Annotated in this window: 14 protein-coding genes, 1 tRNA gene and 1 pseudogene; 4 read left to right on the top strand and 12 right to left on the bottom strand. The window is 71.1% G+C overall.

The features are described 5' to 3' along the window. Positions 1 to 226: 226 nt before the first annotated feature. From ACR3IO_RS13515 to ACR3IO_RS13525, 3 genes are all read right to left on the bottom strand, one after another. On the bottom strand, positions 227 to 1066 hold the full coding sequence (locus tag ACR3IO_RS13515; RefSeq protein ID WP_434071733.1) for an inositol monophosphatase family protein: 840 nt from the start codon (positions 1064 to 1066) through the stop codon (positions 227 to 229). Between the two features lie 114 nt (positions 1067 to 1180). Further along, positions 1181 to 1265 (bottom strand) — tRNA-Tyr (locus ACR3IO_RS13520). A gap of 101 nt (positions 1266 to 1366) precedes the next feature. Then, on the bottom strand, positions 1367 to 2398 hold the full coding sequence (locus ACR3IO_RS13525; RefSeq protein WP_434071734.1) for a LacI family DNA-binding transcriptional regulator: 1032 nt from the start codon (positions 2396 to 2398) through the stop codon (positions 1367 to 1369). Positions 2399 to 2511: 113 nt separating this feature from the next. Between ACR3IO_RS13525 and ACR3IO_RS13530 the strand changes: the two are divergent. Further along, positions 2512 to 4175: pseudogene (locus ACR3IO_RS13530) on the top strand (glycoside hydrolase family 13 protein). 70 nt (positions 4176 to 4245) lie between these two features. Continuing rightward, on the top strand, positions 4246 to 5604 hold the full coding sequence (locus tag ACR3IO_RS13535) for an ABC transporter substrate-binding protein (protein ID WP_434071735.1): 1359 nt from the start codon (positions 4246 to 4248) through the stop codon (positions 5602 to 5604). Between the two features lie 154 nt (positions 5605 to 5758). Here the strand turns inward: ACR3IO_RS13535 and ACR3IO_RS13540 are convergent, their stop codons facing one another. Further along, positions 5759 to 6448, bottom strand: coding sequence for a PH domain-containing protein (locus tag ACR3IO_RS13540; RefSeq protein WP_434071736.1), 690 nt, complete (start codon positions 6446 to 6448; stop codon positions 5759 to 5761). A gap of 10 nt (positions 6449 to 6458) precedes the next feature. Further along, complete coding sequence (locus ACR3IO_RS13545) at positions 6459 to 6623, bottom strand: hypothetical protein (protein ID WP_434071737.1); 165 nt, start codon at positions 6621 to 6623, stop codon at positions 6459 to 6461. 160 nt (positions 6624 to 6783) lie between these two features. Here ACR3IO_RS13545 and ACR3IO_RS13550 point away from each other — a divergent pair, with 160 nt between their 5' ends. Together ACR3IO_RS13550 and ACR3IO_RS13555 are read left to right on the top strand one after the other, a co-directional pair. Then, positions 6784 to 7803 (top strand): LacI family DNA-binding transcriptional regulator, encoded by a 1020-nt coding sequence (locus tag ACR3IO_RS13550; RefSeq protein WP_434071738.1) that lies wholly within the window; start codon positions 6784 to 6786, stop codon positions 7801 to 7803. Positions 7804 to 7964: 161 nt separating this feature from the next. Beyond that, positions 7965 to 8453, top strand: coding sequence for a YajQ family cyclic di-GMP-binding protein (locus tag ACR3IO_RS13555; RefSeq protein ID WP_434071739.1), 489 nt, complete (start codon positions 7965 to 7967; stop codon positions 8451 to 8453). 124 nt (positions 8454 to 8577) lie between these two features. Here the strand turns inward: ACR3IO_RS13555 and ACR3IO_RS13560 are convergent, their stop codons facing one another. From ACR3IO_RS13560 to cpaB, 7 genes are all read right to left on the bottom strand, one after another. Further along, the gene (locus tag ACR3IO_RS13560; RefSeq protein ID WP_434071740.1) at positions 8578 to 9519 is read right to left on the bottom strand and encodes a hypothetical protein; all 942 of its coding nucleotides are present in this window, start codon (positions 9517 to 9519) and stop codon (positions 8578 to 8580) included. Between the two features lie 392 nt (positions 9520 to 9911). Beyond that, a complete protein-coding gene (locus tag ACR3IO_RS13565) occupies positions 9912 to 10934 on the bottom strand; it encodes an alpha/beta hydrolase (RefSeq protein ID WP_434071741.1) in 1023 nt (340 codons plus the stop codon). A gap of 98 nt (positions 10935 to 11032) precedes the next feature. Further along, on the bottom strand, positions 11033 to 11920 hold the full coding sequence (locus ACR3IO_RS13570; protein ID WP_434071742.1) for a type II secretion system F family protein: 888 nt from the start codon (positions 11918 to 11920) through the stop codon (positions 11033 to 11035). Continuing rightward, positions 11920 to 12876 carry a type II secretion system F family protein gene (locus ACR3IO_RS13575; RefSeq protein WP_434071743.1) on the bottom strand — a complete coding sequence of 319 codons (957 nt, stop codon included), beginning with the start codon at positions 12874 to 12876 and terminating at the stop codon, positions 11920 to 11922. The genes ACR3IO_RS13570 and ACR3IO_RS13575 overlap by 1 nt, the downstream gene beginning before the upstream one ends. After that, complete coding sequence (locus ACR3IO_RS13580; RefSeq protein WP_434071744.1) at positions 12873 to 14444, bottom strand: CpaF family protein; 1572 nt, start codon at positions 14442 to 14444, stop codon at positions 12873 to 12875. The genes ACR3IO_RS13575 and ACR3IO_RS13580 overlap by 4 nt, the downstream gene beginning before the upstream one ends. Beyond that, complete coding sequence (locus ACR3IO_RS13585; protein WP_434071745.1) at positions 14431 to 15765, bottom strand: AAA family ATPase; 1335 nt, start codon at positions 15763 to 15765, stop codon at positions 14431 to 14433. Before ACR3IO_RS13585 ends, ACR3IO_RS13580 begins: the two co-directional genes overlap by 14 nt. Beyond that, the gene (gene cpaB / locus ACR3IO_RS13590) at positions 15762 to 16520 is read right to left on the bottom strand and encodes a Flp pilus assembly protein CpaB (RefSeq protein WP_434071746.1); all 759 of its coding nucleotides are present in this window, start codon (positions 16518 to 16520) and stop codon (positions 15762 to 15764) included. Before cpaB ends, ACR3IO_RS13585 begins: the two co-directional genes overlap by 4 nt. Between the last annotated feature and the right edge of the window lie 57 nt (positions 16521 to 16577).

The raw sequence follows: 16577 nt of genomic DNA on the forward strand, positions 1-16577 counted from the left end.
AACGGACGGATCCGTCGTTCGCAGCCCGCCGTGCGACGTGTTCCGCAGCATCCTCAGGCGGACGCTGGCGGCCTCGCGGACCTGAGAGAGTCCTGCGAATCCGGGGCCTCGGGCGCGCTCGATCCCGCGGCGTCCGTCGACGCCGCGAGCGCCGCACCCGGCGTCCCCGGTGCCCCGGAGAGGGCTTCAGGGGGAGGGCCTCACGGCCTCACGGCCTCACGGCCTCTCACGCGTCGAGGCCCGACTCGCGGAGCAGCGCCGCGAACGCGTCGTAGAGGTCGGGCGCCGCAGCGATCAGGAGCTCGGAGTCCTCGCGCCCGCCGCGCGCCCCGCCGACCCGGGCGCCGGCCTCGCGGGCGATGAGCGCGCCGGCGGCGTGGTCCCACGCGTTGAGGCCGCGCTCGTAGAACGCGTCGATGCGCCCCGCCGCGAGAGCGGCCAGGTCGAGGGCCGCCGAACCGATGCGGCGGATGTCGCGCACCTCGGGCAGCACGCCGCGCAGCACATCGGCCTGCGCGCGTCGCACGTCGGCCGCGTACCCGAATCCGGTGCCGACGAGCGCCTGCCCGAGCGGCACACCCGTGTTCACGGCGAGCGACTGCCCCAGCAACCGCGCTCCCCCGCCGACATTCGCCTCGAACAGCTCGCCGTGCACGGGGTTCACCACCACGCCGGCCAGGGTGACGCCGTCGATGCCCCCGGCACGGGGCGCGGCATCCGCCCCCGCCCGCTCGGCCACGGCGACGCTGACGGACCACGCCGGGATGCCGTAGAGGAAGTTCACGGTGCCGTCGATCGGGTCGACGATCCAGTCGAGCCCGCTCGTGCCGATGTGGGCGGCGCCCTCCTCGCCCACGATGCCGTCGTCGGGGCGAGCCTCGAGGATGAGCGAGCGGATGAGCTCCTCGGTGTCGCGGTCGACGGCGGTCACCACGTCGGTCGGCGTCGACTTCGTCGCGGCGACGCTCACCCCCGCCCGGCGCGCCTCGAGCGCGAACTCGGAGGCGCGCACCGCGATGTCGCGAACGAGGACGAGCAGGTCTGCGGATGCCGCGGGCGAGGTCATGCCCCCACGCTACGCGGCGTGTGCACGGCCGTCACGCGTCGCGTGCACGGGCGTCACATGCCGCATCCGCACACGCGAAAGCCCCGGCCGGATCCGTGGATCCGCCGGGGCTCATGGTGGCGAGTGAGGGATTCGAACCCCCGAAGTCGATGACAGCTGATTTACAGTCAGATCCCTTTGGCCGCTTGGGTAACTCGCCAGTCGCACCCGACCGCGTTCTGCACACGACCGGGGGCCTGTCAAGGATACCCGCCGGGTGGCGAGTCGTGAAATCGAGCCCGGATCGGCCGTCGGGCGAGGTCAGCGGGCGATTCCCGGGGCGCTTCGCGGAGCCGCGACGGAGCCACGCTCGACCAGTCGGACGTCGAGGGTGACGGGCTCGGACGGACGCTCGTCGCGCTCGATCTCGGCGAGCAGGATCCGGGTGGTCTCGGCGGCCTTCGCGGTGAGGTCCTGGCCGATGGTCGTGAGGCCGGGCGAGACGAATCCGCCGAACTCGAGGTCGTCGAACCCGATGACGGAGACGTCGCCGGGCACGGCGACGCCCGCATCGGCGAGTCCGGCGAGCATGCCGATCGCGAGGATGTCGGCGGTCGCGAACACGGCCGTGACGTCGGGATGCTCGGTGCGGAGGGTCTCCGCCAGCCTGCGGCCATCGGCGTAGGTCGTGGGCGATTCGAGGATGCGGCGATCGTCGAAGGCGAGGCCCGCGGCGTCGAACGCGGCGCGGAACCCGTCGAAGCGTCGGCGCACGACGCCGACGTCGCTGAAGTGCGGTCCCGCGAAGGCGATCGCGCGGTGGCCGAGTTCGATGAGGTGGCGTCCGGCGGCGAATCCGCCGGCGACGTCGTCGGATCGCACGCCCACGGTGCCGGGGTTGTCGGAGTAGCTGTCGACCGCGACCACCGGCACGCCGTCGATGGCGATGCCGTCGACCTCCTCGTCGAGGAACCCGAGGAGGATGACGCCGTCGAGCGACCAGCCGCGCACGGCTTCCGAGACCTCGGCGGGGTCGGCGATGCCGCGGAGCAGCACGTGGTAGCCGTGCCGCCGCAACTGGCGTTCGACGCCGCCGATCACGGCCGTGTGGTGCGGACTCATGAGCAGGCTGTCGCCCTCGTCGGCGGGCACGAGCACGCCGACCACGTGCGAGCGCTGCGCGGCGAGGCTGCGGGCCGGCGCGTTCGGCACGTAGCCGCGGCGCTGCATGATGCCGGTCACGCGGTCGATCGTGGCCTGCGAGACGCGGGCGCTCTTGCCGTTGACGACGTTCGAGACGGTCATGACGCTGACGCCCGCCTCGTCGGCGATGTCGCGCAGGGTGACGGCCATGGATCCCTCCCGACGTTCAGTGTAGGGCCGGACTTGACAGCGGAACGGAGCCCGCCCTACGCTCGCCTCACCCGAATTGGTATAGCGCTAAACCTAGCGCATGAGAGGACCACGTGAGCTCAGTGCCGAGCACCGCACCCGCGCCACCGGCGACCTCGGTCGCGAACCCGATCGCCCTCGACGCCTGGTGGCGCGACGCCGTCGTCTACGAGATCTACGTGCGCAGCTTCGCCGACGCGAACGGCGATGGCACCGGCGACCTCGGGGGCGTCCGGGCGCGGCTCAACCACCTCGTCGACCTCGGCGTCGACGCGATCTGGTTCACGCCCTGGTACGCCTCGCCGCTCGCCGACGGCGGCTACGACGTCGCCGACTACCGGGCGATCGACCCCGCGTTCGGTTCGCTCGGCGACGCCGAGGCCCTCATCGCCGAGGCGGCGGCCCGCGGCATCCGGACGATCGTCGACGTGGTTCCCAACCACGTCTCCGACCGGCATCCGTGGTTCGAAGCCGCCCTCGCCTCGGATGCCGGATGCGGCGAGCGCGACCGCTTCTGGTTCCGCCCGGGCCGCGGTGCCGACGGCGGGCTGCCGCCGACCGACTGGACCTCGAGCTTCGGCGGGCCCGCGTGGACGCGCACGACGGGCGCCGACGGCGAGCCCGGCGACTGGTACCTGCACCTGTTCGCGCCCGAGCAGCCCGACGTGAACTGGAACCACCCCGACGTGCGCGACGAGCACCTCGCCGTGCTGCGGTTCTGGTTCGACCGGGGCGTGGCCGGCATCCGCATCGACTCGGCCGCGTTCCTCGCGAAGGATCCGGCACTGCCCGTCGCCGACCCCGCGCCCGGTGCGCCGACCACCCCTTCCTCGATCGCGACGACGTCCACGAGGTCTACCGCGCATGGCGCTCGGTCGCCGATGCGTACGACCCTCCGCGCATGCTCGTCGGCGAGGTGTGGCTCTCGGAGCCCGACCGGTTCGCGAGGTACCTGCGGCCCGACGAGATGCACGGCGCGTTCAACTTCGACTTCATGACCACGCCGTGGTCGGCGGGCGACCTGCGGGCCTCCATCGAGCAGACGCTCGCCTGGCACGCCGACCTCGAGGCGACCCCGACCTGGGCGCTCTCCAACCACGACCTCACGCGACCGGCGACGCGATACGGCCGCGCCGACAGCGGGTTCTCGTTCGACCGCAAGCGCTTCGACCTCGCGACCGACCACTCGCGCGGTCTCGCCCGCGCCCGCGCGGCCGCCATGCTCGTCGCGGCGCTGCCGGGGTCGCTCTACGTCTACCAGGGCGACGAGCTCGGGCTCCCCGAGGCCGACCTGCCCCGCGAGGTGCTGCAGGACCCGATGCACCTCCGCTCCGGCGGCGTCGACCCCGGGCGCGACGGATGCCGCGTGCCGCTGCCCTGGCGCCGCGACGGCGCCTCGCTCGGCTTCGGGCCCGACACGGCCACCGCCTCCCCGTGGCTGCCGCAGCCCGCCGGCTGGGGCGACCTCTCGGTCGAGGCGCAGGCCGGCGACCCCGGCTCGACCCTGAGCCTCTACCGCGCCATGATCCGCCTCCGGCGCGACCTCGACCCCGGATTCGACTGGGCCGGGCACGACTCCCCCGAGGTCATCGCGTTCCGCCGCGGCGACCTCCTCCACGTGACGAACCTCGGCGACGAGGCCGTCGCGCTCCCCGCACACCGTCGACTGCTGCTCGCGAGCGGCCCGATCACGAGAGAGGAGCTCCCGCGCGACACATCCGCCTGGCTGAGGCTCTGACGTCCAGCCGGCATCCGTATCATCCATGCAGCCCAGTGCTGCGCCCCACAGCACCAGAGACAGGAAGACGATGAAGTCACCACTCACGACCCTCGGCGTGATCGCCGCGGTCGCCCTCACGATCCCCCTCGCCGGATGCACGGCCCCTGACGCGGCCGACGACGGCACGCTCACCCTGAAGGTCGCCATCGACGCCGGACTCGACGAGGGCGCCACGGCCGCCTTCGAGGAGCGCGCCGACCAGTTCGAGGAGGCCCACCCCGGCATCACCATCGAGCCCGTCGAATACACCTGGGACGGCACCACCTTCTCGGCGCAGCTCGCCGGCGCGACCCTGCCCGACGTCTTCACCCTGCCGTTCACCGACGGGCGGGGGCTCATCGCGTCGGAGCGCATCGCGGACGTCTCCGCCCTGATCGCCGAACTCCCCTACGCCGCGGACTTCAACCCGAACGTCGCCGTCGCCGGCGAAGACGAGGACGGCGACCTCTGGGCCATGCCGATCGCCGCCTACGGGCAGGGCCTGCACTACAACCGCACGCTCTTCGAGGCCGCCGGGCTCGACCCCGATTCGCCCCCGACCACGTGGGACGAGGTGCGCGAGGACGCGAAGAAGATCGCGGATGCCACGGGCGTCGCCGGCTACGCCCAGATGACCTCGTCGAACACCGGCGGCTGGATCCTCACGACCCTCGACTACGCACTCGGCGGCCGCACCGAGGAGGTCGACGGCGACGAGGTCACGGCGACCCTCGACACCCCCGAGATGCACGAGGTGCTCGAGCGCCTCAAGGAGATGCGCTGGACCGACAACTCCATGGGCGCCAACTTCATCTACGACTGGGGCACCATCAACCAGGCGTTCGCCTCGGGCCAGATCGGCATGTACGTCTCCGGCGGCGGCAACTACGGCAACCTGTTCACGCAGAACCAGATGAACCCCGACGACTACGGGCTCACGGTGCTGCCCCTCGCGGATGACGCGGACGCCGGCGTGCTCGGCGGCGGCACCCTCGCCGCCGTCAGCGCCACCGCCGACGAGGCGCACCAGAAGGCCGGCGTCGAGTGGATCGACTTCTACTACATGGAGAAGCTCACCGACGAGGACGCCGCCGTCGCCGATGCCGAGGCGCTCGCAGCATCCGGTGCACCGGTCGGCGCACCGCAGATGCCGATCTTCGACCAGGCCACCTACGAGGAGGCGCAGACCTGGGTCGCCGACCTCGTGAACGTGCCGCTCGACCAGATGACCTCGTTCACCGACCAGATCTTCGAGCAGCCGCTCCTGCCCGAGCCGAGCCACGCGACGCAGGAGGTCTACGCGCTGCTCGACCCCGTCGTGCAGGCGGTGCTGACCGATCAGAACGCCGACATCGACGCGCTGCTCGCCGACGCCGAGACGCAGGCGCAGCAGGTCCTCGCCGGGTAGTGGTGCACCCGGTGCGGTGAGGAAGGGGGCGGTGCCGAGGTGGAACACGGCACCGCCCCGATTCGCGTCCCGGGACCGTGCGGGCGGGCGGCCGAACGCGCCTGCGATTGCGGGTCGGCGCGGGCGGGTGCGCGGGTCGGGCGAAGTCTGGCGGCTACTGCGCGCGCCACCACGGCATCTCGGCCGTGCTGTTCTGGTCCTCGAGGGGGAACTCGGCGGTGTCACCGGTCTCGAACTTCGGGCCGGAAGCCACCGCAGCGGCCGCGGCAGCAGCCTGCGCCGCCGCGGCGGCCTGCGCCATCGCCTCGCGCTCGCGACGTTCGTCCTCGGCCCGCCAGGCGTTCGACGACCCGCGGAGTCCCGCCCGCTGGATGACCCGCTGGATCGTGAGCCCCCGCTCGTTCGGCTTCGGCACGAAGCGGATGTCGCGCAGCCCCTGCTCCTGCGCCGCGGACTCGAACACGAAGTGCCCGTACCCGAGGATGCGCCCGATCAGCGGGCGGTGCACCGAGATGTCGAGGATTCGCGCGAGCGGCATCGTCGCGATGTTCTGCGTCAGGATGCCGTGCACGCGGAACACCCGCATGTTCGTGATCACGAACCGGTCCATGCGCGCGCCGAGGATGCGCCACGACGCGTGGATCACGAGCCCGAGCGCGAGGAAGAGCGGCACCCAGTACATCTGCGACGGCACCAACGCGATGAGCATCAGCACGGGGATCGCCGCGAGCGCCTCGAGGATCGCCCCCGCCACCGCGGCCCAGTGCTTGCGCACCTCGTCGACGACGAACTCGCCCTCGTCGGCGATCAGGTGACGTTCGACGCGCGGGTCGAGACCGGGCACGCCCATGGGCTTACGAGGCGAGCGAGCTGAAGAACTGACCGATCGCCTCGGTCGCGGTGAACACGGCGCCGAATGCGCCCTGCACGATGTTCGCGGCGTCAGTCGGGCGGGTGATCACGTAGAACACGGCGAACACGACGACGGCGGCGAGGAGGATTCGTTTGACCCACTTCACGTACGGGATTCCCTTCGAGTGCGATGGTGGGTCGGTCGCGACTCCCCCGAACGCGGGCCGACCGTGCATTTCTACCCTACGAACGTGCACCGGCCAACGCGCCACGCAGGGCGACGCCGATAGGATGACGAGGTTCAGCGAAGCCCGGAAGGCAGGCGCGATGGCCGGCATCGAAGAGGTCGCACGACTCGCGGGCGTGTCCACCGCCACGGTGTCGCGCGCGCTGAGCGGGCGCGGGCACGTCTCCCCCACCTCGAAGTCGAAGGTGCTCGAGGCCGCGGCGCAGCTCGGCTACGTCGTCAGCTCGAACGCCTCGAGCCTCGCGTCGGGCCGCACGCGCAACATCGGCGTCGTGATCCCGTTCCTCAACCGCTGGTTCTTCTCCTCGGTGCTCGAGGGCGCGCAGGGCGCACTCCTGCGCAAGGGATACGACCTCACGCTCTACAACCTGTCGGGCGACAGCGGCGAGCGCACGAGCGTGTTCGAGCACTTCCTGCTGCGCCAGCGCGTCGACGCCGTCATCGCCGTGTCGCTCGAGCTCACCGGCCCCGAGGTGACGCGGCTCCACGAGCTCGGCAAGCCGCTCGTCGGCGTCGGCGGCCCGATCACCGGGGTGCGCACGCTCACCATCGACGACGTCGCGGTCGCCCGCCTCGCCACCGAGCACCTCCTCGCGCTCGGGCACCGCCGCATCGCCCACATCGGCGGCGACGTCGAGAACGACCTCGACTTCCACCTGCCCACCAACCGCCGGCACGGCTACGAGCATGCGCTGCGCGACGCGGGCATCGAGGTCGATCCACGGCTCTTCGCCCCCGCCGACTTCACCATCCGCGGCGGATTCCACGCGGCGAAGCAGCTGCTCGGGGTGCCTCACGACCGCCCCACGGCGATCTTCGCGGCATCCGACGAGATGGCCATCGGCTCCATCCTCGCCGCACGCGAGCTCGGCATGATCGTGCCCCGCGACGTCTCGATCATCGGCATCGACGACCACGACCTCGCCGACTTCTTCGGCCTCTCGACGGTGGCGCAGTTCCCGCGCCTGCAGGGCGAGAAGGCGGTCGAGATCCTCATGGAGCAGCTCGAGCCCGGCACGGATGCCCCGGTGCCGGCCGCGACCCCGTTGCCGTTCGAGCTGCGCGTTCGCTCGTCGACGGCCCGGCCGGCCGACGCGTAGGCATCACCTCGCGGCATCCGCTCGCCCGGGCGTGCGCTCGTCGACGGCCCGGCCGACCGACGCGTAGGCGTCAGCCCGCGGCATCCGCTCGTCCGACGGCTGAACACGCACTGCGGCATCCGCCCTGCCGCGGCATCCGCTCGCTCGGTAGACTTGCCCGCATGGCTGATTCCACGTTTGACATCGTCTCCAAGGTCGACAAGATGGAGGCGGAGAACGCCGTCAACCAGGCGCGCAAAGAGGTCGAGCAGCGCTACGACTTCAAGAACGTCGGCGCCTCGGTCGAATGGAGCGGCGAGAAGGTCCTGCTGAAGGCCGCGACCGACGAGCGCGTCAAGGCCGTGCTCGAGGTCGTCGAGTCGAAGTTCATCAAGCGCGGCATCACGCTGCGCTCGCTCGACACCGGTGAGCCCTACCCCTCGGGCAAGGAGTTCCGCATCGAGATCGCGCTGAAGAACGGCATCGACAGCGACAACGCGAAGAAGGTCTCGAAGATCATCCGCGACGAGGCGCCGAAGTCGGTCAAGAGCCAGATCCAGGGCGACGAGCTGCGCGTCTCCTCCAAGAGCCGCGACGACCTGCAGGCCACGATGGCGCTGCTGAAGTCGAAGGACCTCGACGTCGCGCTGCAGTTCGTCAACTTCCGCTGAGGCGCCGCCTGCCCGGCGTCTCCCGCCCACGCGCGCCCAAGCCTGCCGGGCGTCTCCCCCCGCTCCCGCCCACGCGCGCCCACGCACGCGTCGGAACACACATCCGCGAACGGAACACCGGTTGTCAGGTGTTCGTCTCGGACAAGGGTGTTCCCCCGGTCGCGGGTGCTCGCGTTGAACGCAACGCAGGATCCGTCGGGCGGCCGATGAGCGAGCGACGCCGGCGTACGCGCGGGACGCCGATGCGCGTGAGGCGCTGCTCGATCGGCACCTTTCGTGCCATGTCGCTCCAGTCCCAGCGATCGAACCCGCGCACCTGACGGCGGATCGCGTTCTCGCGGTCCTTCTCCGCGATGACCAGGCGCCATGCTGCCGCCGCGCTCGCGCCCTCCCCCGAGCCGTACTTTCCCCGACCGTCCGCCTCCGCGACGGCGCCGACCGCTGGCCAGGCGAAATCGACGGATGCCGTCATCCCGAGTTCTGGCAACCAGAACTCGTGCTGGAGCGCCGGCGCGGCGAATCCGAGCTCCTCGATGACCAGCCGGCTCGCCGTCTCGAGCACGGTCTCCGACCTCGAGGTCGCGCGTGAGAGCACCGCCTCGACGCGCCGACTACCTGGGTACGGCAGAAGTCGTTCGTGCTCCGCCCGGAGACGCTCGAGGGTCGTGCGAGGCGAGCGGTCGCCGTGACGCGGCACCCAGAGCGCTGCGTCGACCGCTGCAAGGCCTGCGGCCAGTGTTCCGGCACGACACACCTGGATGAGCGTGAATTCGACGGATGTCACACGACGGCCCGAGGCCACGGCGAGCGGAGGCTCGGAGCACGCCGCAACCCAGACGATTCCGTTCCGCCGGCGTCCGTGACCCGTGCCGGATACGACGGAGACCTGCGCCGGCCAGCGCCCGAAGGTCGGGAGGCCGTGGAGCGCCAGCGCAGAGAACCCGGTGAAGATGGGGGCGGACATCGTCTCGCCGACGGCATGCACGAGGTGCAGATGTCGTCGCTCGTCGACGAGCCATTCCGGCTCCCGCGGACGAGCCGCCGCGGCGTAGACACCGCGCCGCACGCGATGCATCCGACCGGCGGCGACCGCATCGGCAAGCGCCGCGCTCAGGCCGGCGGTTAATGCGTCGTCTGCCCTCACCAAACCTGACGGAAGCGTCGGAAAGTCCATCGCTCGAGTCTGGCGACCGGCCCGGCTCGGCGGGTGCGGTCGGCGTGCCCGGGTGAGGCGCGCCTCCCGCGACCACCTGTGGAGGACCGGAGCGCCCGTCGCGCAGGAACACAGTCACCCGACGAGAACACCGTCGCGCATGTGTTCGCGTGTCAGAACGGTGTTCCGCGGGGAGCCGGCGAGCGAGGTGAGGCGGGCGAGGTGGGCGAGGTGGGCGAGGCGGGGCGAGCGAGGCGGGGGCGAGCGACGGGGGGCGGGCGAGGCGGGGGCGAGCGGGACGCGCGTCAGCGGCGAGGCGCGTAGCCGCGCAGCCACCGCGTGATCGCGGCGTAGGCGGCAGCCCTCGCGGGCTCGCGCGAGAGGAACACGTCGTGCAGGGCGCCGTCGATGCGCGACACGGCGATGTCGGGGCCGAGCCGCGTGGCCCGTTCGGCGATCTCGTCGACGACGAGCACGCCGTCGCTCGCGCGCATTGCCTCGTCCCACCTCGGCAGCAGCGTCGACCGCTTCGAGAGCAGCGTCAGCGCCGGGGCTCCGACGTCGATGCCCGCGGCGACGGCGGCGTGCCCGGCGAGCACGCCCGTGAGCCAGGCCGGATGCACCGTGAAGCCGCGCTCGGGGCGCCAGTCGAACGAGTAGTCCCACTCGCCGCCGTGCGACTTCGCCACGGCGCGGGTGTAGAACCCGAGGTCGACGTTCGGCATCGGGCCGAGCGGGTTCACCCGCGCGCCCCATCCGATCACGGGCGCGAGGGCCTGGCGGCCGGTGCGGCTGAGCTGGAATTCCAGCCACGGGCTGTTGAGCACGAGCCCGGCGGCGCGGCCGGGGTGACGCGAGGCCCAGAGGCTGAGGGTGAGCCCGCCGGTCGAGTGCCCGACGAGGAGCAAGGGCCGAGCGGATGCCGCATCCGCGCCCTCGCCGTGCCCCATGACCTCGAGAGCAGCCCCGATGTCGCCGTCGTAGGTGGCGAGGTCGGTGACGTACCCGGGCGTCTGGCCGGGGCGGAGGCTGCGGCCGTACTTGCGCAGGTCGAGCGCGAAGAACCGCGCACCGGCATCCGACCAGAACCGTGCGAGCTCGGTGTTGAAGAAGTAGTCGCTCCAGCCGTGCACGTAGAGCACGTCGGTTCCGGATGCCGCGCCGCGCCGCATCGGCCACCGGAATCCGGCCGGCGTGTAGCGCACGAGCGTGGCGACGACCTCGCCCTCGTCATCGGTGCCGAGCGGCAGCGTGCGCTGCTCGAACCCGGGCCCGAGCAGGTCGGGGCGCCACGCCTCGGGCCGATCTGCGTGCTCCGACTCGGACACGCCACCTCCCCCGCGCTCGTGAGGTCAGCCTAGCGGCGAGCCCTCGAGGTTGGCAGCGGATGGCGCGGGCGAGGCCTGGCGTTGGCCTCAGCGCGAGCTCACTCCATACCGGAGAACGCTCCAATGATGCCGATGACGGCCGGCGTCATGACGACGATGAAGAGCACAGGCAGCAGGCAGAACACGAGTGGGAAGAGCACCTTGACCGTGACCTTCTGCGCCTGCTCCTCAGCACGCTGGCGGCGCTTCAGCCGCATTTCGCCGGCCTGCACGCGCAGCACGTCGCCGATGGCCACGCCGTGCGCGTCGGCCTGCACGACCGCGCGCACGAAGCGCCGCAGGTCCTCGACGCTCGTGCGGCGTTCGAGTTCGTGGAACGAGTCGCGCCTCGTGCGCCCGATGCTCATGTCCTGGAGCACGCGGATGAGCTCCTCGGCCAACGGTCCCTTGCCCCCGCGTGCAGCGGTCGCCATGGCGGCGTCGAAGCCGAGGCCCGCCTCGACGGCGATGGTCATCTGGTCGAGCGTGTCGGGAAGCGCGACCTTGATCGCCTCCTGCCGGTCGTGCGCGCGGCTGTTGATGAGCACGTCGGGCAGGAAGAAGAGGAGCACGGTGACGAAGACGGCGAGCAGCACCTCGAGCGGCTGCACGCCGCCCGCGAACACGTAGAGCGTGCCCCCGACCGCGCCGACGACGAGTCCCACGATCTTCCACGTGGCGATGCGTCCGGCGGCCCAGCCGGCGGGGCGCCCGGCGTAGACGATCTGCGCCTCGAGCCAGGCGATGTACCCGGCCGGGGCGGCCGTGATCAGGTTCTGCACGAGCGACGGCCGCTGCTGCACGACGCCGAGCGTCGGGTGCACTTCGGCCCCCTCGGGCGTCTCGGTCTTCGCCCGACGACCGGGGATGAGGACGAACACGAGCAGGGCGACGGCACCCGCGACGAGTCCGACGGCGATGTAGGCGGTGGCGAGCGTGAACTGCATCAGAACTTCACCTTCACTGCGAACGACATCCAGACGCTGCCGACGACCAGGAGGATCGCGGCCACGACGAGGGCGGCGATGCCGATGATGCTCTCGAAGAACGCGGCGAAGTACCCCGGCTGCGTGACCCCGATGAAGAGCGCGACGCCGATCGGCAGCACGATGAGGATGACGCCGGAGAGGCGACCTTCGGCGCTCAGCCCGGCGACATGACGGCGGATCTCCGAACGCTCGCGAATGGTGCGTCCGACCTGGTCGAGCACCTCGGCGAGGTTGCCGCCGGTCTCCTGGTTGATCGCGATGGCCTGGGCCACCCACTCGAAGTCCGCGCTGTGCATGCGCTGGGCGGTGAACGCAAGGGAGGAGGCCAGGTCACGGCCGAGCCTCGTCTCGTTGACGACCCGCGCGAGCTCCTCGCGCATGGGCGAGTCGGCGTCGTTCGCCACGCTCACGAGCGATCGCGTGAGGCCGTGCCCCGCCCGAAGGCTGCCAGCCATGAGCTGCACGGTGTCGTCGATCTGGTCGGCGAACTTCGCACGGCGCTTCGACGTGCGCATGATCAACACGACCTTGGCGCCGACGGGGCCGAGCAGGGCGAAGAGCATCGCGAGCAGGAACGCCGACCCGTTGGCGAGGCCCAACAGCGCTCCGAGCACGGCGAGCGCGCCCGACGCGGCGGCGACGAGCACGATGAATCCGCTCGGCTCTGTCTTGACGCCGGCGAGCTCGAGCTCCTCGGCTCCGAAGAGCCGCCTCGAGCGTCGCGCGGAGACCCGCTCGATGACCTCGGTCGTGCGTTCGGTGAGCTTGGTGAGCGCCGACACCTCCTCGACGCCGGGTGCCCGACGGCGATCCTTGGCGACTCGCGGCGCGGGTGCCGCGATCACGAGGAAGATCAGCACGAAGAGCGCGAGCAGGCCGAAGGCGAGGCCCGCGACGAGCAGCAGCGGGCTCATCGACGGAGTCCCGCCGTCGCGGCATCCGCACGGTGGAAGAGCGAGACGGGCAGCGCGATGCCGTGGTCGGCGATGCGCTCGGCGAACCGCGGACGCACGCCGGTCGCCTGCAGACGTCCGAGCACCTGTCCGTCCTCGTCGTAGCCGGCGCTGTAGTCGAAGTCGAACGCGTCCTGGAGCGTGACGACCTCTCCCTCCATGCCGTGCACCTCGGTGATGCGCGTGACGCGCCGACCGCCGTCGCGGTGCCGGCTGATCTGCACGATGATGTCGACGGCCGACGCGATCTGCTCGCGGATGGCACGGAGCGGCAGGTCCATGCCGGCCATGAGCACGAGCGTCTCCATGCGGGCCACCGCGTCGCGCGGCGAGTTCGCGTGGATGGTCGAGATCGACCCCTCGTGACCCGTGTTCATGGCCTGCAGCATGTCGAGCGACTCGGCACCGCGCACCTCGCCGACCACGATGCGGTCGGGGCGCATGCGGAGCGAGTTGCGCACGAGCTCGCGAATGGTGATCTCGCCTCGGCCCTCGATGTTCGGCGGCCGCGATTCGAGGCGCACGACGTGCTCCTGCTGGAGTTGCAGCTCGACGGCGTCCTCGATGGTGATGATGCGCTCGTCGCTCGGGATGAAGCCCGAGAGCACGTTGAGCAGGGTCGTCTTGCCGGTGCCGGTGCCGCCCGAGACGATGATGTTCATCTTCGCCTGCACCGCCGCGTCGAGGACCGCGGCGGCCTCGGGCGTGACCGAACCGGAGGCGATGAGGTCGTCGATCGTGTACGGAGTGCCCGCGAACTTTCGGATGGTGAGCGAGGACCCGTTCACGGCGAGCGGCGGGATGATCGCGTTCACGCGGGAGCCGTCTTCGAGCCTGGCGTCGACCAGCGGAGAGGACTCGTCGACGCGACGGCCGACCCGGGAGACGATGCGTTCGATGACCCGGCGCAGCTGCGGCTCACCGGTGAAACGCAGCGGCGTCTCGATCAGCCGACCGGCGCGCTCCACGTAGACGCGATCGAACCGGTTGACCATGATCTCGGTGACGCTCGGGTCGGCGAGCAGCACCTCGAGCGGACCGTAGCCGAGCACGTCGGCGCCGATCTCGTCGATGAGCCGCGTGCGCTCGACCGTCGAGAGCGCGAGCTGCTCAGCAGCGACGATCTCGGCGAGCTCGCCGCGCGCGATGACGTGCAGCTGCTCCTCGGTGAGCGTCGAGTCGTTGAGACGCGAACCGATGCGACCGAAGAGCTCCTGCGCCGCCTTCTCCTTGACCGAGGCGAGCGGGTCCACGGCCTGCGCCTCGCGCAGGGCACGCACGGTGCGGGTCGGCTCGGCCTGCTGCACCGGCTCGGTCGCGGCATCTGCGGTCGACAGCACGAGGGTCTCCGCGTCCTGTTGAGCGGATGCGGAACCGTCGATCGGGACCTCCGTCGTCGCGCCCAGCGGCGCGACGTCGTCGAGCGTGGCACTCGCCGGATACGCGGACACCGGACGCGTGTGGAACTGCTGGGTGTCGTCGTCGCCCGCGAGGTGGCGAGCGGCGTTCAACCGGTCATTGAGGTTCATGAGCGGGTCGCTTTCTGTGGATCCAGGTTCGCTTCGGGAAGGCCTCGGGGGCGATGCGCATGACGAGCGAGCGGATGCCTCGCGCCGCCGGGTCGCGCACGTCGTCGTGGATGAGGGGCACGCCTCGGTTCGACGCGAGGAGCACCGCCGAGGAGCGCGGCACCTCGACGTCGACCGGGGCGCCGATGATGTGCTCGACGTCGCGCACCGTCAGGCCGCTCTGCTTGTCGGCGAAGTTGACGACGATGTGCCGGTTCGCCGGCATCAGGCCGACGGTGCGCAGCAGTTCGAACTCGGTGCGCACCGCGCGGAGGCTCGGCACGCCCATGTTCATCACGAAGACGGCATCGGTCACGTGCTCGAGCACGACGAGCGAGTGCTCGCCGAGGCCCGGGGTCGTGTCGATGATGACGTAACGGAAGAGCTTGCGCAGCCGCTCGATCAGCACGCCGAGCGCGGCGGCCGGCACCTGGTCGGCGAACTCCGGCGAGGGCGCGCTCGCGATCACGAAGAACCCGTCGCGGTGGTGGGTGAGCATGGTCTTCAGCACGAGTTCGTCGTCGACGGCGGCCACGGCGTCGACGATCGTGTGCTCGGGCTGCAGCGCGAGCGCGGCCGTGATGTCGCCGAACTGCAGGTCGGCGTCGACGAGCACGACCGAGTTCGGCGCGACCTCGGCAAGTCCGCTCGCGAGGTTGATCGACATCGTCGTCTTGCCCTGGCCGCCCTTCGGCGCGACCACGGCGAGCGCTTCGCTCGGCGTGTCCGACGGCAGCGGCGGGAACTCCCACCGCGGGCCAGCCGGCACGGCCTCGGCGGTCTCGTCGGATTCGACCGGCGCATCCTCGGCCTCGGCCTCGTCGACACGCGGCACGAACGGCCCCTCGACGATCGCGCGGACCTCGTCGGGCGTCGGCGTCGGCACCTCGAAGTCGGCGGCCTCCGCGCGGCCGGTCGTGACCATCCAGCGCATCAGCCGCTCGAACAGCTCGAGCGTGACCTCGTCGCTCGCGTCGGGGCTGAGCACCGCGTGCAGGTCGAGCTGGTCGACCCAGTCCTCGAGCTCCGACCGCTGCTCGCGGACGACGACCAGCACGACGTTGGGATTGCGCTGCGTGAGCTCTCGGATCAGCTGCCGCGTCTCCTCGAAGTTGAGCACGGGGCCGAGGACAACGATGCGGGGTTCGCCCGCGCGATCGGCGACGGTCTCGGAGCCGAGCAGCATGTATTCGCCCGGGACGACGCGCAGCCGTTCGCCGAGCAGGAACCGCAGACGCGACTCGTACTCGACCGAACGGCTGACGAGGGTGAACGGAGTCATCCGAATGCGCTGCTTCCATCGACCGGCGACGTTCCGTCGTTGTCGGTCTGCGCGTTCTCCAGGGTCAGCCACATCTGCGCGTAGTCGGCGGCCTCACCCTCGCTGAACCAGACCCAACGCTCGACGTCGTGCGCCGAGAGCGCGATGGTGACCATGATCGAGTCCCCCGCGCCCTGGTCGGGTTCCTCACCGGTCTCGGGATCTGGAGTGACGACGCCCTGCACCTTCGTGACGAGCACGCCGTGGAACGCGAAGCTCGTGATCGGGTTGATCACATCCTCGGTGTCGCCCACCTCGTCGGGGTCGACCGTGCCGACCAGGCCGATGTGGTCGCCCGCACCGACCTCGCCGCCGACCACACGGTCGGCCGGAAGGGTGAACGAGACGAGCTGCATGCCAGCCGGCACGGCGACGTCGCCGGCCGCGGCGGCCTCCTCGGGCGAGGTGAATCTGGCGGCGACCAGCTGTTCGCCGGGGAGGATCGCGGCGGTCGCGACGAGGCCCTCGAGATCGGCGAGGTCGGTGACGTAGCCGTCGACCAGGTTTCGCTCGGGAACGGTCGCGACCGCAATGTACTCGGAGAGGTCTTCGCCCGACGTGCCTTCGGGGATCTCCGTGTCGACGAGGTAGACCTCGGCGAGCGACGCTCCGTCGGCGGCGCGGGCGTCGGCGCCCTGCACGTACGTGACGAGCAGGTACGCGCCGACGGCGGCGATGACGAGGGCGACGACGGCGCCCAGGATTCGGGTCTTCATGGGTACTTCCTCAGGGCGAGAGCAGGGCTCGGTTCGGGATCAGGGATGTGCAGCTGG

Source organism: Agromyces sp. Marseille-Q5079 (assembly GCF_051016555.1).
GTDB lineage: Bacteria > Actinomycetota > Actinomycetes > Actinomycetales > Microbacteriaceae > Agromyces.